Origin of the sequence: Mycobacterium decipiens (genome assembly GCF_963853665.1) — a bacterium.
Taxonomy (GTDB): domain Bacteria; phylum Actinomycetota; class Actinomycetes; order Mycobacteriales; family Mycobacteriaceae; genus Mycobacterium; species Mycobacterium decipiens.
This window is the reverse complement of sequence record NZ_OY970459.1, coordinates 2197202-2219832: the sequence shown is the minus strand read 5'-3', so window position 1 is coordinate 2219832 and position 22631 is coordinate 2197202. Positions and strand designations below refer to the sequence as shown.

The 22631-nt window shown below is 66.2% G+C and carries 21 protein-coding genes and 1 pseudogene; 6 read left to right on the top strand and 16 right to left on the bottom strand.

The genetic code is table 11. From position 1 onward, the window contains the following. Positions 1 to 39: 39 nt before the first annotated feature. Positions 40 to 801: a TVP38/TMEM64 family protein gene (locus AADZ55_RS10100; RefSeq protein ID WP_119185041.1), complete on the top strand. Its 762-nt coding sequence runs from the start codon at positions 40 to 42 to the stop codon at positions 799 to 801. A 291-nt stretch (positions 802 to 1092) separates the two neighbouring features. Here the strand turns inward: AADZ55_RS10100 and AADZ55_RS10095 are convergent, their stop codons facing one another. Continuing rightward, complete coding sequence (locus AADZ55_RS10095) at positions 1093 to 2583, bottom strand: HAMP domain-containing sensor histidine kinase (protein WP_341286289.1); 1491 nt, start codon at positions 2581 to 2583, stop codon at positions 1093 to 1095. Then, positions 2580 to 3323 carry a response regulator transcription factor gene (locus tag AADZ55_RS10090; protein ID WP_085325211.1) on the bottom strand — a complete coding sequence of 248 codons (744 nt, stop codon included), beginning with the start codon at positions 3321 to 3323 and terminating at the stop codon, positions 2580 to 2582. Before AADZ55_RS10090 ends, AADZ55_RS10095 begins: the two co-directional genes overlap by 4 nt. A 710-nt stretch (positions 3324 to 4033) precedes the next feature. Here AADZ55_RS10090 and AADZ55_RS10085 point away from each other — a divergent pair. Then, positions 4034 to 4531 (top strand): nitroreductase family deazaflavin-dependent oxidoreductase, encoded by a 498-nt coding sequence (locus tag AADZ55_RS10085; RefSeq protein ID WP_423202373.1) that lies wholly within the window; start codon positions 4034 to 4036, stop codon positions 4529 to 4531. Here the strand turns inward: AADZ55_RS10085 and AADZ55_RS10080 are convergent. The 3 genes from AADZ55_RS10080 to AADZ55_RS10070 are packed head-to-tail and all read right to left on the bottom strand — an operon-like array spanning position 4528 to position 6506. Continuing rightward, positions 4528 to 4881, bottom strand: a complete 354-nt coding sequence (locus AADZ55_RS10080) for a DoxX family protein (RefSeq protein WP_085325115.1) — start codon at positions 4879 to 4881, stop codon at positions 4528 to 4530. The two genes, AADZ55_RS10085 and AADZ55_RS10080, sit on opposite strands and share 4 nt — an antisense overlap. Positions 4882 to 4890: 9 nt before the next feature. Further along, positions 4891 to 6036, bottom strand: coding sequence for an SPFH domain-containing protein (locus AADZ55_RS10075; protein WP_085325116.1), 1146 nt, complete (start codon positions 6034 to 6036; stop codon positions 4891 to 4893). 35 nt (positions 6037 to 6071) lie between these two features. Continuing rightward, positions 6072 to 6506: an NfeD family protein gene (locus tag AADZ55_RS10070; protein WP_085325117.1), complete on the bottom strand. Its 435-nt coding sequence runs from the start codon at positions 6504 to 6506 to the stop codon at positions 6072 to 6074. A 57-nt stretch (positions 6507 to 6563) separates the two neighbouring features. Here AADZ55_RS10070 and AADZ55_RS10065 point away from each other — a divergent pair, with 57 nt between their 5' ends. Further along, a complete protein-coding gene (locus tag AADZ55_RS10065) occupies positions 6564 to 7499 on the top strand; it encodes a hypothetical protein (RefSeq protein WP_085325213.1) in 936 nt (311 codons plus the stop codon). On the opposite strand, the gene AADZ55_RS10060 is transcribed toward AADZ55_RS10065, so the two are convergent. From AADZ55_RS10060 to fabG1, 3 genes are read right to left on the bottom strand one after another with little or no spacing between them, the layout of a single operon-like run. Further along, complete coding sequence (locus tag AADZ55_RS10060; protein ID WP_085325118.1) at positions 7465 to 8511, bottom strand: ferrochelatase; 1047 nt, start codon at positions 8509 to 8511, stop codon at positions 7465 to 7467. The two genes, AADZ55_RS10065 and AADZ55_RS10060, sit on opposite strands and share 35 nt — an antisense overlap. Positions 8512 to 8516: 5 nt before the next feature. Next, positions 8517 to 9326 carry an NADH-dependent enoyl-ACP reductase InhA gene (inhA, locus tag AADZ55_RS10055; protein ID WP_085325119.1) on the bottom strand — a complete coding sequence of 270 codons (810 nt, stop codon included), beginning with the start codon at positions 9324 to 9326 and terminating at the stop codon, positions 8517 to 8519. A gap of 14 nt (positions 9327 to 9340) precedes the next feature. After that, complete coding sequence (gene fabG1, locus AADZ55_RS10050) at positions 9341 to 10108, bottom strand: 3-oxoacyl-ACP reductase FabG1 (RefSeq protein WP_085325120.1); 768 nt, start codon at positions 10106 to 10108, stop codon at positions 9341 to 9343. 142 nt (positions 10109 to 10250) lie between these two features. Between fabG1 and AADZ55_RS23565 the strand changes: the two are divergent. After that, positions 10251 to 10723, top strand: a pseudogene (locus AADZ55_RS23565) (hypothetical protein). On the opposite strand, the gene AADZ55_RS10040 reads toward AADZ55_RS23565, so the two are convergent. The 6 genes from AADZ55_RS10040 to AADZ55_RS10015 form a co-directional block, all read right to left on the bottom strand. Continuing rightward, positions 10701 to 11708, bottom strand: coding sequence for a VWA domain-containing protein (locus AADZ55_RS10040; RefSeq protein ID WP_085325121.1), 1008 nt, complete (start codon positions 11706 to 11708; stop codon positions 10701 to 10703). The pseudogene AADZ55_RS23565 and the gene AADZ55_RS10040 overlap by 23 nt on opposite strands. Before the next feature lie 52 nt (positions 11709 to 11760). Beyond that, positions 11761 to 12714 (bottom strand): DUF58 domain-containing protein, encoded by a 954-nt coding sequence (locus AADZ55_RS10035; RefSeq protein ID WP_085325122.1) that lies wholly within the window; start codon positions 12712 to 12714, stop codon positions 11761 to 11763. Next, positions 12711 to 13841 (bottom strand): AAA family ATPase, encoded by a 1131-nt coding sequence (locus AADZ55_RS10030; RefSeq protein WP_085325123.1) that lies wholly within the window; start codon positions 13839 to 13841, stop codon positions 12711 to 12713. The genes AADZ55_RS10035 and AADZ55_RS10030 overlap by 4 nt, the downstream gene beginning before the upstream one ends. A 141-nt stretch (positions 13842 to 13982) precedes the next feature. After that, a complete protein-coding gene (gene ripB / locus AADZ55_RS10025; protein WP_085325124.1) occupies positions 13983 to 14708 on the bottom strand; it encodes an NlpC/P60 family peptidoglycan endopeptidase RipB in 726 nt (241 codons plus the stop codon). Positions 14709 to 14718: 10 nt separating this feature from the next. Beyond that, a complete protein-coding gene (gene ripA, locus AADZ55_RS10020) occupies positions 14719 to 16134 on the bottom strand; it encodes an NlpC/P60 family peptidoglycan endopeptidase RipA (protein WP_085325125.1) in 1416 nt (471 codons plus the stop codon). A 225-nt stretch (positions 16135 to 16359) separates the two neighbouring features. After that, on the bottom strand, positions 16360 to 16911 hold the full coding sequence (locus tag AADZ55_RS10015; RefSeq protein WP_085325126.1) for a DUF6676 family protein: 552 nt from the start codon (positions 16909 to 16911) through the stop codon (positions 16360 to 16362). Between the two features lie 281 nt (positions 16912 to 17192). Here AADZ55_RS10015 and AADZ55_RS10010 point away from each other — a divergent pair, with 281 nt between their 5' ends. Together AADZ55_RS10010 and AADZ55_RS10005 are read left to right on the top strand one after the other, a co-directional pair. Continuing rightward, complete coding sequence (locus tag AADZ55_RS10010) at positions 17193 to 20033, top strand: aconitate hydratase (RefSeq protein WP_085325127.1); 2841 nt, start codon at positions 17193 to 17195, stop codon at positions 20031 to 20033. Between the two features lie 21 nt (positions 20034 to 20054). Then, on the top strand, positions 20055 to 20618 hold the full coding sequence (locus tag AADZ55_RS10005; RefSeq protein WP_085325128.1) for a TetR/AcrR family transcriptional regulator: 564 nt from the start codon (positions 20055 to 20057) through the stop codon (positions 20616 to 20618). 45 nt (positions 20619 to 20663) lie between these two features. Here the strand turns inward: AADZ55_RS10005 and AADZ55_RS10000 are convergent, their stop codons facing one another. Next, positions 20664 to 20864 (bottom strand): helix-turn-helix domain-containing protein, encoded by a 201-nt coding sequence (locus tag AADZ55_RS10000; protein WP_085325214.1) that lies wholly within the window; start codon positions 20862 to 20864, stop codon positions 20664 to 20666. Positions 20865 to 20973: 109 nt separating this feature from the next. Next, entirely contained in the window at positions 20974 to 22611 is a 1638-nt protein-coding gene (locus AADZ55_RS09995) for a macrolide ABC transporter ATP-binding protein (protein WP_085325129.1), read from the bottom strand. Positions 22612 to 22631 lie beyond the last annotated feature (20 nt).

Below are 22631 nucleotides of genomic sequence, written 5' to 3'. Positions count from 1 at the left end.
AAACGAGATATTCATCTTGGCCCCGTAACCTTGGCAAACGTGACGGCTGCCGCCATCTGCAAAACCGGCGCCACGCTGCGGGGAATCATCGCTGCGCTCGTGGCGACGGCGCGTCAGTTGTCCCTGCCACGGGTGGTCGGGACAGTGGTCGGAATCACAATGCTGGTCGCGGTGGCGCTGCTGGTTCCGCTGCCCACGGCGATGCAGTTGCGCGACTGGGCGACATCGTTGGGCCCCTGGTTTCCATTGGCGTTCCTGCTGGCACACATCGTCGTGACGGTGGCGCCGCTCCCCCGCACGGCCTTCACCCTGGCCGCCGGGCTCCTGTTCGGCCCGGTTTTCGGCGTGTCGATCGCGGCGGTCGGCAGTACGACGAGCGCGGTAATCGCGATGCTGCTGGTGCGCGCGGCCGGGTGGCGGCTCAGCCGCCTCGTTGGCTACCGCGGGATCGAGCGGCTGGATGAGCGTCTGCGCGAGCGCGGCTGGCTGGCCATCCTGTCGCTGCGGTTGATTCCCGCCGTGCCGTTCTCGGCGCTCAACTACGCCGCGGGCGCGTCAGCCGTGCGTGTGCTGCCCTACTCGCTGGCTACGCTGGGCGGTCTGCTCCCCGGCACAGCCGCCGTGGTGATCCTCGGCGACGCGCTCGCCGGTCATCCCAACCCGCTGCTGATCCTGGTGTCGGTGTGCACGGGCGCCTTGGGTCTGTCTGGGCTCATCTTCGAGATCCGCCAGTATCGACGACACCACCGCAAGGCGTTGCACCTCGACGAGCCAGTCCAAGAGCCGGTCATTACCCACTGACGATCGGGCGCTCGTTTCGCGCAATCGGTCGGCGCGCGAACATAACTGCATTACACCTGCACTGACGCCAATATCCAGTTGTGGTGGCAATCACGGACAAGCCGACCGCCCAAGCCGTCGGGGCGCATTGTCTGCGACGCATCCGCGGTAATGGCCGTCTTGCTCGATTCCGGCGGCGACGGTCAGTGGGCCGCACAACAGATTGCTGGCGCTGATCTCTTTGCACCGGCATTGCTGCCGTTTGAGTGCTCCGACATCATCCAAGCCGAGCGTATGGCGATTTCACTTGGGTCACTTGCGGCGGCCGACCAAAGGCAGACTCAGCCGGAATTGCGCGCCGCCTTTGTGCGGCAGACATATCAGTTCGCCACCATGAGCTCGGGCCAGCGCCCGCGCGATAGGCAGGCCCAAGCCGGCGCCACCATGATCGCGGGCGCGTCCGGCATCCAGCCGCACCAACCGCTCGAAGACCCGGTCACGCGCGTCGGCGGGTACGCCGGGCCCGGTGTCGGTGACGGTTAACTCCGCCGTCCCGCGATCGGTGCTCAGATCGATGGTGATCGAACCGCCGGCCGGGGTGTACCTGCGGGCGTTGTCGAGCAGGTTGGACAGGATCTGCGCCACCCGGGTGGGATCCGCCGCCACCGTCAACCCGGTGAGACCGGTCCGGGTAACCACGATCTGCGGCGCCAGCATGGCGGTCCGGTCGGCTTCGGCGACGACGATCGCGGCCAAGTCGGTCTCTTGCAGATCCAGCGGCAGCCCGGCGTCGATACGGCTCAGATCCAGCATGTCGGCCACCAGCCGCCCGGCCCGGCGGGCATCGGACTGCAGCAGGCTGGCGCGGCGGTATTGACCGCGTGCGGCGGGGTCGGATTCGTGCTGGCCGGCGCTGGCGGCGAGTTGTTCGGCAGCGACCTGAATACCGGCGATCGGCGTGCGCAGCTCATGCGCGGCGTCGACGAGGAATTGCCTGGTCGCGCTTTCGGCGCGCTGGGCGGACGCGGCGGCCCGCTGGGCCCGCAGCTCGGAGGCTTCCAACGCGTCGAGCATCCCGTCGAATGCGCTCGCCGCGCGCCCGAGTTCGGTGTCGGTGCGATCGGGGCGCAACCGCCGGCCGCGGTCACCGGTGGCGATGTGTTTGGCCAGCGTGGTAAGCCGATCCAACGGCCGCAGTGCCGCCCGGCTGACCACGACCAGCAGCAGCGCCGCCACCACCAGGGTCACCAGGCCCGCACCGATCATCAGCTGACGCAACTGGCGGGTCACTTGTGTGGTCTGCGTGGTGTCGGCAACCAGGATCAGCCGAGCCCCCTCCGGCAAGGGGTGTACCACGACTGTCGCGGTGGCGTCCGGCGGCGGAGGCGGCGGGCCAGGAGGTGGCGGTGGCGGTCCTGGATGAGGGCCCGGCGGAGGGGGACCGGGCGGCGGGGGGACGGTGGGGCCCGAGGCGGTGTCCGGGTTGATCCCGCGATCACCGTAGCGCCCACCGTCGGCGCTGACCAGCAGGGCCCGCACGCCGCCACCGTTGAGTTCGGCGGCGAGCAGATCGGGCGAAGTGTGCGCGGCCGCCAGCGCGTCCGCTCGTGCGGTGGCAGCGAGCAGGCGGTCGTGCAAATTTCGGTGGGCTAGCAGACCCAGGCTCACGTCGATGGTGACTCCCAGCACCACCAGCAGCCCCGCCAACAGCACCACCACCAGCAGGGTCACCCGGCGCTGCAGCGACGGCGTTGGCGTCCTGGGATCGGCCGTGCCCGGCGGCCCCGTCGGCACTGCCGTCATGACCGCAGCGGTTGCAGTCGATACCCGATACCGCGGACCGTGTGCAGAATTCGTGGCCCGTGGGCCTCGAGTTTGCGCCGCAATCCGCTGACATGCACCTGCACCAGGTTGGGGTCGTAGGCGTCATAACCCCACACCGCATTGAGAATCTGGCCGGCGCTGACGATCCGGCCGCGTTGCTCCACCAGGAAGCCCAGCAGCCGCAGCTCGGTGGCGGTCAGGTCCAGCCGGTGTCCGTCGCGTGCGGCCACACCGGCATCGAGGTCCAACATCAGGTCGCCCACCTGAACCACCTGGGGCAGCCGCCCCCGCCGCCGCAACACCGCACCGACCCGTGACACGAGTTCGGCGAGTTCGAATGGCTTCACCACATAGTCGTCGGCCCCGCCGTCCAGGCCGCGCAATCGGTCCGGCAGGCCATCACGGGCGGTGATCAACACGATCCCGATATCGCCCCATTCGCGAATGACGTCAATGAGTGCGAACCCGTCACGGCCCGGCAGCATCACGTCGAGCACCACCAGGTCCGGCCGCAGTCCGTCCAGAACGTCTTCCAATCCGGTTCCGTCGCAACGGGTGTCAGTGTGGTACCCGACGTCGGTCAACGCCTCACTGACCATTTCCCGGATGGTCTCGGAATCCTCGACCACCAGCACCCGCGGTACCCCGACGCTGAATTGATCGGCCCGGCCAGCGACCGAACGGCTGCCGGTGCGGTCCGCCCGCGAAGGATCGGTCATGACCCCATTGTTAATGCGCCGTTCTGAGATCAGCCTGAAGCACCCGAATTTCTTCAGATCCACTTCAAGTTCGGTCACTACCGTCCCGACTACCTACAACCAACGAAGTGGAGATCCGCATGACCACCGAAGACAGCGCCACCAACCCCAACATCGGGACCCACACCGCAAACCAGGGCTCCGTGCCCACTCCCGCTCCCGCACCGGCCGTTGCACCGCCGGGACCTGCGCACCGCCGCTACTCAACGGGGGTGGTGGTCGGTGTCGGGCTGGCGGGCTTGGTCGTCGGCGCGGTTGCCAGCGCGGGGGCCTCCGTACTGATCTGGGCATTCGGCTTTGGTCCTGCCGCGCCGCCTCCGCCGCCGGGATCGCCGGCATGGTCGTCCGGGCCGGCGGGTTGGATGCAGGTGCCTCCGCCGCGACCGGGCACCCCGCCGGGGCCCATGGCTGGTAGACCACCCCAGCTGCCTCCGCCGCCGGGAGGCAACGCCTTCCGGTTTGGCCCACCGCCTGGCGCGCCTGCGCCCGGACTACCACCCGGGCCTCCGCCACCGGCTGCCCCAGGGCAAGCACCGGGGGGCCCGGCATCACCCGCACCCGCACCGGCTGGACCCCACGCCTAAGGCCGTTGCGAACTCGGCTGGGGCCCGCCGCGCAGACATCCGCGGCGGGCCTTCTCAGCGCCTGATACAAAGGACGGGGAGGCAAAGATGTCCAAGAGGTCACAAGCACACTCCACATCCCTTTTTGCCAGGGCCGGTGCCCGGGTGCTGCGCTCCCGCCGTCTGATGCGCGCGCCGGTCTGGATCTACCAGGCCCGCGCCGGCGCGCTGTTCGGCTCACGCATCCTGATGCTTGAACACATCGGTCGCAAAACCGGCGCGCGGCGGCATGCCGTGCTGGAAGTCGTCGCTCACGCCGAGCCCGACAGCTACGTCGTCGCATCCGGCTTTGGCGCAAAAGCTCAGTGGTTCCGCAACATTGCGGCCAACCCGCGGGTACGTGTCTACGCCGGCAGCCGCCCGCCCGCACCCGCAACCGCTCGCATCCTCGACCAAGGGGAGGCCGACCGCACGCTGGCCGAGTACCGCGGCCGGCACCCTCGCGCGTACGAACAGCTCAAGCCGGTACTCGAGGAGACTCTCGGCACCGCGATCACCGATACCGACACGCCGCTACCGATGGTCGAATTGCGCCTCGAGGCTTAGCTGTGCTCCGGCCCCTTCACCGTCATTACCGCGAACAACGCCAGTAGTGACGCCGCCGGAATCGCATTGACAACCCGATCTCGTACCCGGATGTGCGCGCCCACGGCCAGCACGAAGTACAGCGTCAGCATCGCCGTCGTCAGCCTCGCCAAGGCCGGGAACCGGGTGCCCAACAGCAGACCGATCGCGGAGGCGGCCTTGACCATCGGCAGCACCGGGCGAATGCCGACCGGAACTTCCAGGTCGTCCAACACATTGGCGATAGGCGGCAGCGGGATGGCGCACGCCACCGCATCGCCGGCCTGAAAAGCCGCCAGTACCGCGTAGGCTTTCGGCGAAGTGAGACGCATCGGGCAACCCTATTGAGTCAACCCGGGAGGTGTCCCAAGCGGACTCTCCACGGGCTTGCGGGCTATCGCCTCGGCCTTGGCCACCGCCTGAGCGATCGCGGGGTCGGTTTCGGTGGAGAACCAATCCGCAACTTCCTCGTCGTCAGCGGCGATCGCAGGCTTGGGCAGATCTTCCGCAGGAGACGGCTCGAACCGGAACACTCCGTCCTCGCCCGGCTTGCCCAGAAGTCGGGTGAACCCCTGCAACGCCGCGTTGAAGTCGCTGGGCACTACCCACACCTTGTTGGCCTCACCGCGCGCCATCTCCGGCAGCGTCTGCAGATACTGGTAGGCCAGCAATTCCGGGGTGGGCCGGCCGGCCTTGATAGCGGCGAACGTTTTCTCGATGGCCTTGGCTTGCCCCTGCGCCTGCAGGTAGGCCGCTGCACGCTCACCCTGCGCGCGCAACATCCGAGACTGCCGATCGGCCTCGGCGGCCAGGATCGCGGCCTGCTTGGCGCCCTCGGCCGCCAGGATCTGCGACTGCTTCTGGCCTTCGGCCTGTTTGATTGCCGCCTCCCGGGTTCCTTCGGCGGTCAAAATCATCGCCCGTTTCTCCCGGTCGGCCTTCATCTGCTTTTCCATTGACGCCTGAATGGACGGCGGCGGGTCGATCGCCTTCAGCTCCACTCGCGCCACCCGCAGGCCCCAGCGACCGGTCGCTTCGTCGAGCACCCCACGCAACTGGGCGTTGATCTGGTCGCGGGAGGTCAGCGTCTGCTCCAGCGTCATGCCGCCGACCACGTTGCGCAGCGTGGTCGTGGCGAGCTGCTCGACCCCGACGATGTAGTTGCTGATTTCATAGACCGCCGCCTGCGGAACGGTGACCTGGAAGTAGACCACGGTGTCGATATTGAGGGTCAGGTTGTCCTCGGTGATCACCGGCTGTGGCGGGAACGACACCACCCGTTCGCGCAGGTCCACACGCGCCCGGATGCGGTCGATGAAGGGTACCAACAACGTCAACTGCCCACTAACGGTGCGGCTGTACCGACCCAGCCGTTCGATCACCGCCGCCTCGGCCTGTGGGATCAACGCAACGGACTTGGCCACCACAACGATGGCGAATATCACCAGTACAGCCAGAAAAACCAGACCAGCAACCGCTCCTTGCACCGGGATTCCTTTCTCGCAGTCGTTCTGCAGATGGACTAACCGCTCTTAAAAACCACCGCCGTGGCACCGTCGATGTGCACGACGGTCACCGACTCGCCGGGTTGGTAGACGTCGGTCTCGTTCAGCGGACGCGCCGTCCATACCTGGCCGTCAAGCTTCACCTGGCCTTCGTCTCGGGCGACCCGGCCGAGCACCAGTGCCTTCTTGCCCTCCAGCGCCTTGATGCCCAACTGCGCTCCCTTGGCCTGGGTCAGCCGCCGCCGCAGCGCCGGCCGGACCAGCACCAGCAGCAGAACCGAGACGACAAGGAACACCGCCCCGTCGGCCCACACCGGCCAATCCAGCAGCCAGCTGGTTGCGGAGGCGGCGAGCGCACCGCCGCCCAGCATCAACAAGAACATATCCCCGGTCAGTGCCTCGGCGCCGACGAGCACCAGCGCCGCGATTAGCCAGATCAAAGCGACGGGCATGGGCTCAGGATACGCGTGATCCGCCTCGACCGGGTCAAACAACTACACTGCGAGATCATGTGGTGTCCCAGTGTTTCGCTGTCGATGTGGGCCAACGCCTGGCTCGCCGGCAAAGCCGCGCCCGACGACGTCCTGGACGCGTTATCACTTTGGGCGCCAACGCAATCGGTCACTGCGTATGATGCCGTCGCCGCGGGTCACACCGGGTTGCCCTGGCCGGATGTGCAGGACACCGGGACGGTGTCACTGTTACAAACGCTGCGCGCCGCGGTGGGCCGACCGACGGTGTCCACACCAGCGGCGTCGCATCGGTTGCGCGGCACGATCAATGTGGTGTTGCCGGTACCGGGCGATGTGCGCGGGCTGGCGGCGGGGACGCAGTTCGAGCACGACGCCCTTGCCGCTGGCGAGGCGGTGATCGTCGCCAACCCAGACGCTCCCGGCAGCGCCATTGGACTCGTCCCCGAGTCCTCCTATGGCGATGTCGACGAAGCCACGCAGGACGAGCCGGCCACACCCGAATTGTGTGCGCTGTCTTGGATGGTCTATTCCCTTCCCGGCGTGCCCACGCTCGAACACTACGAACTCGGCGATGCCGAGTACGCGCTGCGCTCGGCGGTACGCTCGGCCGCCGATGCATTGAGCACCATCGGGCTGGGATCCGCCGCCGACATTGCCAATCCGCGCCGCCTGGTCGAGCAGCTGCTGGAATCCGCACGGCAACACCGTATTCCCGACCACGCGCCATCGCGGGCACTGCGGGTGCTGGAGAACGCCGCGCACGTCGATGCGATCATCGCGGTCAGTGCCGGCCTAAGTCGATTGCCCGATTCCACCGCAGACCGCATCGTCGCCGGGCTGACGCCGAACGGAACGCAATCATCGTCGGAAGCTCAGCTTGCCACCGATGCGCTGCGGCCGCTGACCGCCGTGGTGCGTTCGGCGCGCATGGCCGCAGTCAGTGCGATCCTGCAGTCGGCCTGGCCGGATTGACCCGCGCAACACAGTGCGGCGGACGACATGGCTCGCCGTTGATGCTGGACTCACAGCCGGGCACCGCAGCAAGGCCCGGTACCCGGGCAGCTTCACGGCCGTAGCGGAGTTCGTCGATCAAACCTGCGGCCAGCCGGGCGAACCGCGGGTCGGCATTGGGTGTGCTGGCCCGCGCGTACACGATGCCCGCTGCCTCCGCCTGTAGTCGCAGCTCGTGATCGAGATCCCACACCACCTCGATGTGGTCGGCGACGAATCCAATCGGACACACGATCACAGCTTTGACGCCGGCACCAGTCAGGCTCCCGAGATGGTCGGCAACGTCAGGCTCCAGCCATGCAACCTGCGCCGGGCCCGATCGCGACTGCCAGGTCAGGTCATAATCGTTGTATCCGGCGGCTGCCGCGACCAGCCGTGCGGCATAAGCGACTTGGCGGCTGTAGAGATGCGGACCCCAATGCTGGTCGGCCGCCACCGGGATCGAATGCGCGGTGAACACCAGGCGCGTGTTGCCGAGCAGCTCGGCGGGTACGGTGTCGGCGGCCTCGGCGACGGCCTCGGCGAACATCTCCACAAAAATCGGATGGTCAAAGTAGGGCCGGAGTTTGACCAGCTCGGGTGCGTCCGGGCCGGCTGCCACACGTGCGCGAGCAATGTCTTCGACATACTGCGTGCAGCTGGAATAGCCGCTCCACGCCGAAGTGGTGAATACCGCCGCGCGATGAACACCGTTGTCGCGCATCGCTATAACGGTATCTTCGACGTAGGGTTCCCAATTGCGGTTGCCGAAATATACCGGCACGTCCAACGCTGCACGCAACTCAGTGATCAGCGCCCGGTTGATCGCGTTGATCGGTGATACCCCACCGAAATGCAGGTAGTGCTCGGCTACGGCATCGAGCCGTTCCGCCGGCACACCCCGGCCCCGGGTGACGTTCTCCAGGAACGGCCGCACCTGCTCGGGGCCCTCCGGCCCGCCGAAAGACAAGAGCAGAACGGCGTCAAATTGCATGCGTTCTAGAGCAATTGGGTATGCGCACCGCCGTCGGCGTAGATGATGTCGCCCGTGGTCGCCGGCAGCCAGTCGGACAGCAGCGCGCACACGGTCTTGGCGACCGGCGTCGGGTCCTTCATGTTCCAGCCGACCGGAGCGCGCTGGTCCCAGCCCTCCTCAAGCAGCTGGATCTGCGCGCCCGCCTCGTCACCGAGCGCGCCACCGACGATCGCGCTCATCGCCAGCGTGCGGATCGGTCCGGCGGCAACCAGATTCGAACGAACGCCAACCTTGCCGGCCTCGCGCGCCACGAACCGGTTGACCGACTCCAACGCACTCTTGGCAACCGTCATCCAGTTGTAGGCCGGCATCGCCCGGGTCGGGTCGAAGTCCATGCCGACGATGCAACCGCCGGGGTTCATTATCGGCAGCAGCGCCTTGGCCATCGCAGCGTACGAGTACGCCGAGATGTGGATGCCCTTGGCCACGTCCTCATAGGGCGCATCGAAGAACGGATTGATCCCCATCCCGCTCTGCGGCATGAAACCGATCGAATGCACCACACCGTCTAGATTTTTGCCCGCACCGATCACCTCGGTCACCCGGCCGGCCAACGTGGCCAGGTGCTCGTCATTCTGCACGTCAAGTTCGAGCAGCGGGGCCTTCTCCGGCAATCGGTCGGTGATGCGCTCAATCAGCCGCATCCGGTCATATCCGGTCAGCACCAGTTGGGCACCCTGCTCTTGTGCCACCCGCGCGATGTGAAACGCGATCGACGAGTCGGTGATGATCCCGCTGACCAGGATCCGTTTGCCTTCCAGCAGTCCTGTCATTTCCGTCCTTACTTTCAGTGACCCATGCCGGCGCCGCCGTCGACCGGGATCACCGCGCCTGAGATGTATGCGGCGTCCTCGGACGCCAGAAAGCTAACGACACCGGCGACCTCGGCGACGTTGCCGATGCGGCCCAAAGGAATCGCCTGCTGCGCCATTTCCACGTACTTGGGTTCCATGGCACGGGTCATCTCGGTGTCGATGAAACCGGGGGCCACCACGTTGGCGGTGATCGACCGCGACCCCAGCTCGCGGGTCAGCGATCGAGCCATCCCGACCAGCCCAGCCTTGGACGCGGCGTAGTTCGCCTGCCCCGGCAAGCCGGTCAGCCCGACGACGGACCCCATGAAAATGAATCGCCCGAACCGCTTCTTGATCATGTTGCGCGATGCCCGCTTGGCGACCCGGAAGACACCGGTCAGGTTGGCGTCGATGACCTTTTGGAACTGTTCTTCGCTCATCCGCATGATGAGCATGTCGGAGGTGACGCCGGCGTTGGCGACCAGGACCTCCACCGGACCCTGGTGCTCCTCGACGTTCTTGAAGGCTGCGTCGACGGCGTCATTGTCGGTGACATCGCACTCGACACCGAACAATCCCTCGGGCGCGCCGGACGACCGGTGGGTCACCGCCACGCGGTGCCCGTCGGCAGCCAGGCGGCGCGCCACCGCCAGCCCGATCCCCCGGTTTCCTCCGGTGACCAGCACTGAACGGGATATGAATGCGGGTCGAGCCCCTTCGGGGGCGCTGCTTGTAGCGGTATCGGTGGCTGTGTTAGTCACCCCGTCAACCTATCGTCTCACCGCGACAACACCGAAATCGGCTCGCGCTCGCGGGCGTAACGCCACCGCGAGAAATCGCGCCGATAGTCGCAGCGGCGCTACGCTCGCGTGAGTTGTCGGTGTGACTCGGCACACTTCCGCCATGTCCGACCTGTTCTTGGGCCCCCTCGTGGGCAGTGTAGCCCTGGCCGCGCGCGCATTAACCCCCGATGAGCTCGGGAGTCGCTGCGTTGCGCTGCATCAAGGCGGGTACCTGCCCGCCGCGATTATTGACACCAACCGCCGCCCGGCTGCTGGGGTGCAAGTCCGGGAAGATCGAATACAGGCCGATGAGGTCGAAGTCATCGGTCGAGTCGACGGCGGGGCGCAGTCGCCGAGGGAAACCTGGCTACGCCCGCTGTTGGTCGGTGCGGGGTTTCCGCGTCCCCAGACGCAGATCGCGGTGCGCAACGAATGGGGTTGGGCGGAGGCCTATTTGGGTATGGGCTGGGAGGACATCTTGGTCGCCGGTGGATCATGACCCGGGTGGTAGCCGAAGACCACCACGACGATGTTGTTCGCCGGGTGGCCGAAGCACGGGCGCGCCGAGCGGCTAGTTCGGCAGCCGGCGGTTGATCAGCAATGCGGCCAGCGCGGCCAGCGCCAGCACCAGCGCACCTAAGCGCAGCCAGCCGACGCTGGCGTCACCCTTGATCGTCTCGTAGCCGATCTGCTGCTGCAGCGATGCGTAGACCGCCTTCAGCTCGGCCAGCGTCGCGGCGTTGTAGGCGTTTCCGCCGGAAAGCTGGGCGACCTTCTTCATCGTTTCGTCGTCGACGGGTACCGGCTGGCGCTGGTCGTTGATCTCGACGAAGCCGTAGGGCGTGCCGAACGAGATCGTCGAGATCGGCACGCCCTGATCCTTGGCGGTACGGGCGGCGGTGTAGGCGCCTTTGGGGTTGTCCGGGTTGGTCGGCATCGTCTCCTTACCGTCGGAGAACAATACGATGCGCGCCGGCGGCGGAGTGTCGCCCCCACCGATCACCGCGCCCACGGTGGCGATGGCCTGCAGCGCGGTGAAGATCGCCTCACCGGTAGCCGTGCGGTCGGCGAACTGCAACTTGTCCAGCGCATTCTTGGTCGCCTCCCGGTTGGTCGTCGGAGACACCAGGACGGTAGCGGTGCCCGCATAGGCAATCAATCCGAGATTGATGCCCGGGGTCAGCTCATCGGCGAACTGCTTGGCGGCCTCCTGCGCGGCGACCATCCGGTTGGGTTCGACATCGGTAGCACGCATCGACTGCGACACGTCGATCACCAACATCACCACCGCACGGTTGCGGGGAATCCGGACGTCATGCGTCGGCCCGGCCATCGCGACGGTGAACAGCAATAGCGCCAACACCAGCAGGATCGCCGGAACATGTCGGAATCGAGAGGGCCGCTTGGGGGCGACGCTCTCCAGCAACTCCATGTTGGCGAACCGCAGCATCCGCCGCTGCCGTGCCAGCTGCATCAGGATGTATAGCGCAACCAGCCCGGCAACCAGGAAAAGGAATAGGAAGAACCAGGAGTGCGCGAAGCCGGACAACGTCATCGGCCCGAGCAACGGCAACGTCATAACGGACCCGTCTCAGAGTGCATGAGCGAATGTGTCACTGGGATCGTATGTATCACTGGTGCCCCGCCATTGCCCCACGCCGGCGAGAGGCGACGAAACGGACGATGTCGGCGAGCCAGTCGCGGTCGGTGCGAAGCGTTAGCAGCGGCGCCCCACAACCGCGTATGGTCCGAGCCACGTCGGCCCGGTGAGCGGCCGCCGCCCGGGCGAAGTCGTCGCGCAGCGCAGGATCGATGGTGAACTCGCGAACGACCCCAGACTCGGTGTCCTGCAACACCACATCACCCACGTCCGGCAATTCGACATCGCGCGGATCGAGCACTTCGATGGCCAGCACCTCATGGCGGGCCGCGATCGCCCGCAGTGGACGCATCCAGTTGATCGGGCCCAAGAAATCGCTGATGATGACCGCCATCCCGCGACGACGCTCGGGCCGGCGCAGCGCATCGATGGCTATCGCCAGGTCACCGCGGACCCCTGTGGGAGCCTTGGGCATGGTCGCAATGGTGCGCAACATCGTGTGCTGATGCTGGCGCCCGGTGCGAGCCGGCACACGAGCCATCGTGGCGCCGTTGGCGATCAGCGCGCCCAGCCGGTTGCCGCCGCCACTGTTCAGGAAGGTGATCGCAGCCGCGGCCGCCACCGCGAGGTCACGCTTCTCGCAGAACGCGGTGCCAAAGTCCAGGCTGGCCGACATGTCGACCACCAGCCAGGTTTCCAGTTCCCGGTCGGCGATCATCTGCCGGACATGCGGGTGGGTGGTACGCGCGGTGACCGCCCAGTCCATCCGGCGGACATCGTCACCGGGCTGGTATAGCCGCGACTCCCCTGGCTCCGAACCTGGCCCCGGGATCAGGCCGAGGTGATCGCCGTGCAGGACACCGTCGAGCTTCTGTTTGACGGTCAGCTCGAGAGTGCGCAGCGCCGCCGCCAGCTTCGGGTCGTCGATGTCGCCTCGCAGCATCGACGGCGGATGGACGACCGCCGGCGCTTTGGATTCGGTCACCGGCCGCTAGCCGCAGCCGCTGCCTGCATCACCGGCGGCACCGAATGGCCTTGCTGCGGAACGGCATTCACCTGCGGCAACGCCACGGTCTGCATCACTCGGTTGATGACGATCTCGGGTGAGATCTCGTCGGCGAGCGCGTCATACGTGAGCACCAACCGGTGCCGCAGCACATCAGGAATGACCTCGATGACGTCCTGCGGGATGACGTAGTCGCGGCCCCGGACCAGTGCCAGCGAGCGGGCGGCGGCGATGATGCCCAGCGAGGCACGCGGGGATGCGCCGAACGCGATCCAGCTCTTCACGTCGTTCATCCCCAGCTGCTCGGGTTTGCGGGTGGCGAAGACGACTCGGACGACATAATCGACCAGCGCGTGATGGACGAAGTTGTTGGCCGCGATGTCCTGCAGCCGCAGCAGGTCTCCCGTGTTCAGGATCTGCTTGGCCTGGGGCGGGGTGACACCCATCCGGTAGATGATTTCGCGCTCTTCTTCGGGCGACGGGTAGCCGACGTTGATCTTGAACAGGAAGCGGTCCCGCTGCGCCTCCGGCAGCGGATAGACGCCCTCGTGCTCGATCGGGTTCTGGGTGGCCATCACGAGGAACGGGTTGGGCATCGGGAAGGTCTTGCCGCCGATGGACACATGGCGTTCCTGCATGACTTCCAGCAACGCCGACTGCACCTTTGCCGGAGCACGGTTGATCTCGTCGGCGAGCAGGAAGTTGGCCACCACCGGCCCCAGCTCGGTATCGAACTCTTCCCGGCCCTGCCGGTAGATGCGCGTCCCGATGATGTCGGTAGGCACCAGGTCGGGGGTGAACTGGATGCGTGCGAACGTCCCGCCGACCACGCGCGCGAAGGTCTCCACCGCCAGCGTCTTGGCCACGCCGGGAACACCCTCGAGCAACACGTGCCCCTTGGACAGCAGGCCGACCAGCATCCGCTCCACCAGCTGGTCCTGGCCGACGATGATCCGCTTGACCTCAAAGATGGCCCTTTCCAGGGTGTGTACTTCGGCGGCCAGCCCATCGGCGCCGCCGGGCGGCGCTTCATGCGCGCCGGGAGCTGATTGCCCACCCGGACCCTGGTAACCGCTGGCGCCCGGGGCCCCACCTGCTGATGTCATGAACAACCCTCCACAGCTCAATCGGACACGACTGCCGACACGACCAACGTCGGGGGCAGCGACGTGCCCTCGTTCAACTATTCCAGGCCTGCTGGATTACGTCGACGCCGCGGTTACCCGGCCGGCAAATCCCACATTGGCTCAGTACTCGATGATCCTAGTCACGAACGGTGTCATTCCGGCCTTGCGCACCGGACTCACCGTGACTTTGCCGGCGCTTCCGGATGCCTCCAACATCTGACCGTTGCCCAGATACATGGTCACGTGCTGGCCGCCGCCCGGGCCGTAAAAGATCAGATCGCCGCGCTTGGCTTGGGCGGGAGGAACGTGGCGGCCGGCGTTGTACTGGTCGCCGGAAAACCGCGGGATCAACACGCCGACCCCGGCGAAGGCATACCGCATCAGGCCCGAGCAGTCGAAGCCGACGGTATTGGCGCCGGAGTCCACACCCTTGCTAGGGCCCTCCAGCGAGCCGCCGCCCCACGAATACGGCACCCCCATCTGCGACCCGGCCCGGCGGATCACGTGCTCGACGGCCTGGCGGGCGTTGGCCCGCGGAATCCGGCTCGCCCCGGTAGCGGCCGCGCTGGGCGCGCCTGGAGCGGTGCCACCGAGGTTGATTCCCAGCCCACCAAGGAATTGCTTGCCCAAATCGAGCGTGGTCTGGGTGGCCTGGGCGGTGGCCTGCAGCGAGGCGTTGGCTACGGCGAGCGGATCGCCCGGGGCGCCGGCACTGACAATTGCCGGCAGTGTGGGGTCCCATGGCCCTGGCTCGGCACCGGCCGGCGCCGCCACACCGACCGCCAGCCCGCTCACCAGCGCGGTGATCCAGGCCAGCTTGATCGGTCGAAAACGCTTGTGGCGCATGGGTCCTCGATTAGTACTCGATATATCTGACCACGTAAGGGGTCATGCCGCTGGTGCGCACGGGCGCAACCCGCACCTTCAATCCGACGTCGGGCGCCTCGAGCATTTGGCCGTCGCCGAGGTAGATGGTCACGTGCTGGCTGCCGTTCGGGCCGTAGAAGATCACGTCGCCGCGGCGCATCTGCGCGGACGGGATCTTGCGGCCGAGGTTGTACTGCGAACCCGAGTAATGCGGAAGCTTGATGCCCACCCCGGCAAACGAATACAAGACCAGGCCCGAACAGTCGAAACCGACCGTGCCGGCCCCGGAGTCGATCCCCTTGCTTGGGCCCGCGGCATTGCCACCCCCCCAGGAATAGGGCACCCCGATCTGAGACATTCCGCGGCGGATCGCGTACTCGGAGGCCTGCCGCCCGTAAACCCGAGGAATCCGGCCCGAAGCCGAACCCGCGGGGGCGTTGGTGATGCCGGTGTCGGTGGGCTGCAGGATGCCCAGCTGCTCTAGGAACTTGCGCCCCATATTGGCGGTGACCTGCGCCGACGTCGCGGAGATCCCCAACACCTGGTTCACCACCGCGATCGGGTCACCGGGAATGTTGGCGCTGGGGATCATGGGCAGTGTGGGATCCCACAGGCCATCCCATCGGCGCCCACCGGCAGGCCCCGCTCCGGGATCCCACATCCCCGGCGGCGCACCCTGCCCTCCAGCCGAGGACCAGGCAACAAGTCGGGCCGCCTTGAGCTTGGCTTCGGCCGCGTCGCGCTCGGCGGCGAGGCGTTTGACCTCCTCGCGTTGTTCGTCGAACTTTCGCCGGGTCTCGGCGAGCGCGGCCACCGCGGCATCCTCGCTGGCCTGCGCGTCTGCGGCGGCTTCGTCCGCCTTCTGCTTAGCCAGCCGCGCCGCCGACTCCTTGTTCACCTGTTCGGTCCGGGCCCGCTGCAGGTTGGCCATCACCGCCTGGGAACTGGCGGTAAGGGTCTTAGCGGCGGTCACGGTGGCGATGATCTCGTCGGGGCTGGTCGCGTTCAGGTAGCTGACCGAGGGACCATTCACATAGGTGGCCGCTGCGAAGGTGTCGAACCGTTGTTGAGCCGCGGCGATCGCCGTGTTGGCGTCCTTGACCGCCTGCTGGCTGACCCCCACGTCATGTTCGGCCACGGCTGCACCGTCCCGAGCGGTCTCCACGTCGACTATCGCCTTGTTGACGCTTTCCTGTTCCGTCTGAACTTCGGCGCCGAGGTCTTCCAGGCGCTGGTTGGCCCGGGCAACGTCGGCGATCAGCGCGGCGATGGTGGCCGTTTCCGGATCGGCTGCTGCCAGTCCCGGTGTGCATACCAGCAGGGCCACACTCAAGGCCGACGGAATGGCCGGCCGGAAAAGCCTTGCAGCCGGTCGCGAAGCAGAGCCCCGGCGGATCCGTCTCATTCGACTCAGGTCTCCTATGGCTCAACTCGGCCGAACAGCGCAAGATTTCACTGAAAACGCCAAAGACATCACAAGCATCATTTGCACCGTACGTCACGTCTGACGCTATGGAAACGTAAGTCACAAACTGCCCCCGGTACGTGCAATTAATGTGACCGAACGGTGACCTGACGCGTTTGCCATCAGCAGCAGCGCTGCGTTACTTGCCGCGATAGAAATGCCTGGCTATACGCCCTGATTCGGATCCTTATCCGAAGCTTGGGGGGCGTCAGCCGGCGTTGCTGATCGTTTACCGCGCAATTGCATGAGCCGAGTGCCAACAGCTGCCGCCAGCACACCGATCAGCAACACAATGGTCAACGCGCTCCAAGGGAACTCGGGCGTGTCCAGCTCATGCAAAAAGTTCTGCGCCGACTGCACCGGGTTGCCGGTCTTGGAGTAGTCTTCCCCGGCCTCGAGCGTCACGCGGGGGTATTGATTGCTGTAACTGCCGACAAAGCTCGGACTGAGCACTAGGACCGTGGCATTCGAGTAGTCCGCCCCCACAACGGTCGCGATATCACGCAACGGTGTGTCATTGGGGGGGTTGTGGTCGAGCAGCACGATCTTGAGATTGATGCCCTCGTCGCGGGCGTGCCCGACCACCTCGAGCAGTCCCGGCATGGCCGCCGGTGGCGCACTGACACCGACCGCGGCGACCTCGGCCTTGACCGCGGGCATGTCGACGTCCTGCGGAATGTATAGCGGCAGTTGCCCGAAAGAACCGTGCCCGGTCATCGTGTCCAAACCCTCCACTAGTGCTGGGAACAAGCCCGGGCGGCTTCGGCATTGCCGTCACGCTGGTGTGACGCTCGGCCACCGCGGTCACCCTAGCGTGACGCTCGGCGGGCCGGCGAGCGGAGTACGCCCGGCGACCTGACCTCGGGGGTTCCACCGTGCGCCCCACCCGGCGAGACTGGCAGGTAGGAGTATCTAATGCAGGACAAGCGTACTGTTAAAGTGGCACCACGACGTCGACACGGCCCGTCGGCGGGAGAACTAAATCCCTGGGAGTTGATGTGAGTAGCAAAGATTCGGTGAACTCGTTCGGAGCCCGCGACATCCTCAAGGTCGGCGACGGTGATGCCCGGAGTTACCAGATCTATCGTCTCGACGCGGTCCCAAATACCGCGAAACTCCCCTACAGCCTGAAAGTCCTTGCCGAGAACCTGATGCGCAACGAGGACGGCAGCAACATCACCAAGGACCACATCGAGGCCATCGCCAACTGGGATCCACACGCGGAGCCCAGCATCGAGATCCAGTACACGCCCGCCCGCGTCATAATGCAGGACTTCACCGGCGTGCCGTGCATCGTGGACTTGGCCACCATGCGTGAGGCGATCGGCGATCTGGGCGGCAATCCGGACAAGGTCAACCCGTTGGCGCCGGCCGACCTGGTGATCGACCACTCGGTGATCGCCGACCTGTTCGGCCGCGCCGACGCGTTCGAGCGCAACGTCGAGATCGAATACCAGCGCAACGGCGAGCGCTACCAATTCCTGCGCTGGGGCCAGGGCGCATTCGACGACTTCAAGGTGGTGCCGCCGGGCACCGGCATCGTGCACCAGGTCAATATCGAATACCTGGCGAGCGTGGTGATGACCCGCCCGAACGCGCGAGGAACAGTGGAGGCGTATCCCGACACCTGCGTGGGCACCGACTCGCACACCACGATGGTCAACGGCCTCGGGGTTCTGGGCTGGGGGGTGGGCGGCATCGAAGCCGAGGCGGCCATGCTCGGTCAGCCCGTGTCGATGCTCATTCCGCGGGTGGTCGGCTTCAAGTTGACCGGTGAGATCCAGCCGGGCGTCACGGCCACCGACGTCGTGCTGACCGTCACCGAGATGCTGCGCAAGCACGGCGTCGTCGGTAAGTTCGTCGAGTTCTATGGCGAGGGTGTCGCCGAGGTACCGTTGGCCAACCGCGCCACCCTGGGTAACATGAGCCCCGAATTCGGTTCCACCGCAGCAATTTTCCCGATCGACGAAGAGACGATCAAGTACCTGCGGTTCACTGGTCGCAAACCCGAGCAGGTGGCGCTCGTCGAGGCCTACGCCAAAGAGCAGGGTATGTGGCTCGACCCCAAGCACGAGCCGGCGTTCTCCGAATACCTCGAACTCAACCTCTCCGACGTGGTGCCGTCGATCGCCGGACCGAAACGTCCGCAGGACCGAATCGCGTTGTCCGACGCGAAGTCCACATTCCGTGAGCAGATTTCCCACTATGTCGGAAACGGTTCCCCACACGACCGACACTCGAAGTTGGACGAGGTGGTCGAGGAGACGTTCCCGGCCAGCGACCCGGGACAGCTTACGTTCGCCGACGACGACGTCGCCGTCGGACACTCGGCCGCGGCAAACGCCGATGGCCGGGTCAGCGACCCCGTGCTGGTGAAGGCGCAAGAACTCGGCGAATTCGTGCTCGACCACGGCGCGGTGGTGATCGCGGCGATCACGTCGTGCACCAACACCTCCAATCCCGAGGTGATGCTGGGTGCGGCGCTTTTGGCCCGCAACGCCGTCGAGAAGGGCCTGGCTTCCAAGCCGTGGGTGAAAACCACGATGGCGCCGGGCTCACAAGTGGTCAACGACTACTACGACAGGTCGGGCCTGTGGCCGTATCTGGAGAAGCTCGGCTTCTATCTCGTCGGCTACGGCTGCACCACCTGCATCGGTAACTCCGGGCCGCTGCCCGAGGCGATATCAAAGGCGGTCAACGACAACGACCTCTCCGTGGCCGCGGTGCTGTCCGGCAACCGGAACTTCGAGGGCCGCATCAACCCCGACGTGAAGATGAACTACCTGGCGTCGCCACCGCTGGTGATCGCCTACGCGCTGGCCGGGACGATGGACTTCGACTTCGAGTCGCAGCCGCTGGGCACAGACAAACAAGGCAAGGATGTCTACCTGCGCGACATCTGGCCGTCGCAGCAGGACGTCTCCGACACCATTGCCGCGGCGATCAACCAGGAGATGTTCACCAAGAACTACGCCGACGTGTTCAAGGGCGATGACCGCTGGCGCAACCTGCCGACCCCGAGCGGCAACACCTTTGAGTGGGACCCGAATTCGACCTACGTGCGCAAGCCACCGTATTTCGAGGGCATGCCCGCCGACCCGCAGCCGGTTGGCGACATCACCGGCGCGCGGGTGCTGGCGCTGCTTGGCGATTCGGTCACAACCGACCACATCTCCCCCGCCGGCGCCATCAAGCCCGGCACCCCGGCGGCGCAATACCTCGACGCGCATGGCGTGCAGCGCAAGGACTACAACTCCTTTGGGTCGCGGCGCGGCAATCACGAAGTGATGATTCGCGGCACGTTCGCCAACATCCGGCTGCGCAACATGCTGCTTGATGACGTGTCCGGTGGGTATACGCGTGACTTCACCCAGCCCGACGCTCCCCAGGCGTTCATCTACGACGCGGCGCAAAACTATGCGGCGCAGAACATTCCGCTGGTGGTGCTCGGCGGCAAGGAGTACGGCTCCGGCTCGTCACGGGACTGGGCGGCCAAAGGTACGTTGTTACTGGGAGTCCGGGCGGTGATCGCCGAGTCGTTCGAGCGCATCCACCGCTCCAACCTCATCGGCATGGGCGTGATCCCACTGCAGTTCCCCGAGGGCAAGTCCGCCAAGGATCTGGGCCTGAACGGCACCGAGGTCTTCGACATCACCGGTATCGACGCGCTGAACGACGGCAAGACGCCCAAGACCGTGCGTGTCGCCGCGGTCAAGCAGGATGGCTCCAGGGTCGAGTTCGATGCGGTGGTGCGCATCGATACCCCCGGCGAAGCGGACTACTACCGCAACGGCGGCATCCTGCAGTACGTGCTGCGCAACATGCTGAAATCCGGTTAGCTCGGACCGGCCCAGCTTCCCGTGCCCAAGGTCAGCGAGGACCATCTGGCGGCTCGCCGTCGGCAGATCCTCGACGGCGCTCGCCGCTGTTTCGCCGAGTACGGCTACGACAAAGCCACGGTCCGGCGCCTGGAAAAGGCGATCGGATTGTCGCGCGGTGCGATCTTCCACCACTTCCGGGACAAGGACGCGTTGTTTTTCGCGCTGGCGCGTGAGGACGCCGAGCGGATGGCCGCGGTCGCGTCCCGTGAAGGCCTCATCCAGGTGATGCGCGACATGCTTGCCGCACCGGACCAGTTCGACTGGCTGGCCACCCGGTTGGAGATCGCGCGCAAGCTGCGCAATGACCCCGAGTTCAGCCGCGGATGGGCGGAGCGCTCCGCTGAACTGGCGGCTGCGACGACCGATCGGTTGCGCCGGCAGAAGCGGGCCCATATCGTGCGCGACGACGTCCCCAGCGAGGTGCTGCAATGCTACCTGGACCTGGTGCTGGACGGATTGGTGGCTCGGCTGGCGTCCGGCGAAGACCCACAGCGCCTCGCCGCCGTCCTCGACCTGGTGGAGAAGTCGGTCCGGCGCAGCTAGATCGCGTGCCGTCGGTGGATTCCCGGTCGGCGGCCTATCCGGCGACTAACAATGCCGGGAAGTGTGGTTGGGGCCGCCGCGGCTGCGCATGGTGGTACCAGACTCACGCAGCATGCTGTGAATGGTCCCGTATGACCTACCGGTGGAAGCCACTAGGTTGCGGATGCTGGCGCCGCCCTCATACGCGTTACGCAACTCCTGCAATACCTGCTCGCGCGTCTTCCTCGACTTTCGCGGGTTTCTCACGGGGCCCTCCACGCATCGTCACCATCCCAAAGCACATAGCGTAGAAAGCAATCGCCGGCGACGTGGCCGCTTTGGCCGAAATCGCTGTGGCCCCAAAACCGAACCGGAATCAGGCCAGCTCGATGAGATCCCGATACTCGTCGGACCAGTAGTCCTCGGTGCCGTCAGGCAACAACACGACACGTTGGGGGACTAGCGCCTCGGCCGCCCCGGGATCATGCGTCACCAAGACCACCGCGCCCCGATAACTACGTAACGCGTCGAGCACCTGCTCACGCGAGGCCGGATCGAGATTGTTGGTCGGTTCGTCGAGCAGCAACACGTTCGCGGTGGAGGCCACCAATCCGGCCAACGCGAGCCGGGTCTTCTCACCTCCGGACAGCGTGCCCGCCGGTTGCTCGAGTTGCGGACCACTGAACATGAACGCGCCCAACAAACCGCGCAGATCCTGCTCGCCGGAATCGGGTGCGGCGTGCCGGATGTTCTCCCAGACGTTCGCGTCGTTGTCGAGCGTGTCGTGCTCCTGCGCGAAATAGCCGATCCGCAAACCGTATCCGGGTTCAAGCGCTCCGGTATCGGGCTGCTCGACGCCGGCCAGCAATCGCAACAGGGTGGTCTTGCCGGCACCGTTGAGTCCCAGTATGACAACCCGCGAACCGCGGTCGATCGCCAGATCGACACCGGCGAAGACTTCCAAGGATCCGTACGTCTTGCTCAGTCCCTTGGCCACCAGCGGTGTGCGCCCACACGCGGCCGGGGTGGGGAACTTGATCCGGGCCACCTTGTCGGCGACCCGCTCCTCGTCGAGTGCGGCCATCATCCGATCGGCACGGCGCAACATGTTTTGCGCCGCAACGGCTTTGGTGGCCTTGGCACCCAACTTAGCGGCCTGCGTGCGCAGCGCGACTGCCTTGCGTTCGGCGTTGGTGCGTTCGCGGCGGCGCCGTTGCTCGTCGGTGGCGCGGGCGTCGAGGTAGCGCTGCCAGCCCATGTTGTACACGTCCATCTCACCGCGCACGGCGTCCAGGAACCACACCCGATTGACAACATCGGCCACCAGGTCGACGTTGTGGCTGATGACCACCAGGCCGCCAGTATGGGCTCGCAGGAAATCGCGCAGCCAGCCAAGCGAATCCGCGTCCAGGTGGTTGGTCGGCTCGTCGAGCAGCAGCGTGGTCAACGAACCTGACGCGCCCGCACCTCCTTCCGACGCGGCGAACAGAATGCGGGCCAGTTCCACCCGACGGCGCTGACCTCCGGACAGGGTGCGCAACGGCTGGGTCAGCACCCGTTCGGGCAGGCCGAGACTGGCGCAGATGCGGCCGGCTTCGCTTTCTGCCCCGTAGCCGCCCAGTGCGACGAATCGCTCCTCGAGCTGGCCGTAGCGACGGATGGCGCGATCACGCTCGTCCTCGTCGGCGACCTCGGCCATCAACGCCTGCTGCTTTTCCAGATCGGTGAGCAGCACGTCCAGTCCGCGGGCGGACAGCACTCGGTCGCGGGCCAGCACGTCGAGATCGCCCTCTTTGGGATCCTGTGGCAGGTAACCGATTCCGCCAGCGCGGGTGACCGACCCGGCATAGGGTTCCGTCTCCCCCGCCAGAATGCGCAGCGTGGTGGTCTTGCCTGCACCGTTGCGCCCGACCAGCCCGATTCGATCGCCGGGCTGCACACGCAGGTCCGGGCCGTCGGGTGAGAGCAGGATGCGCGCACCAGCGCGGACCTCAAGGTCCGTGGCCGTGATCACGATCGCTCCCCTTGGTTGTC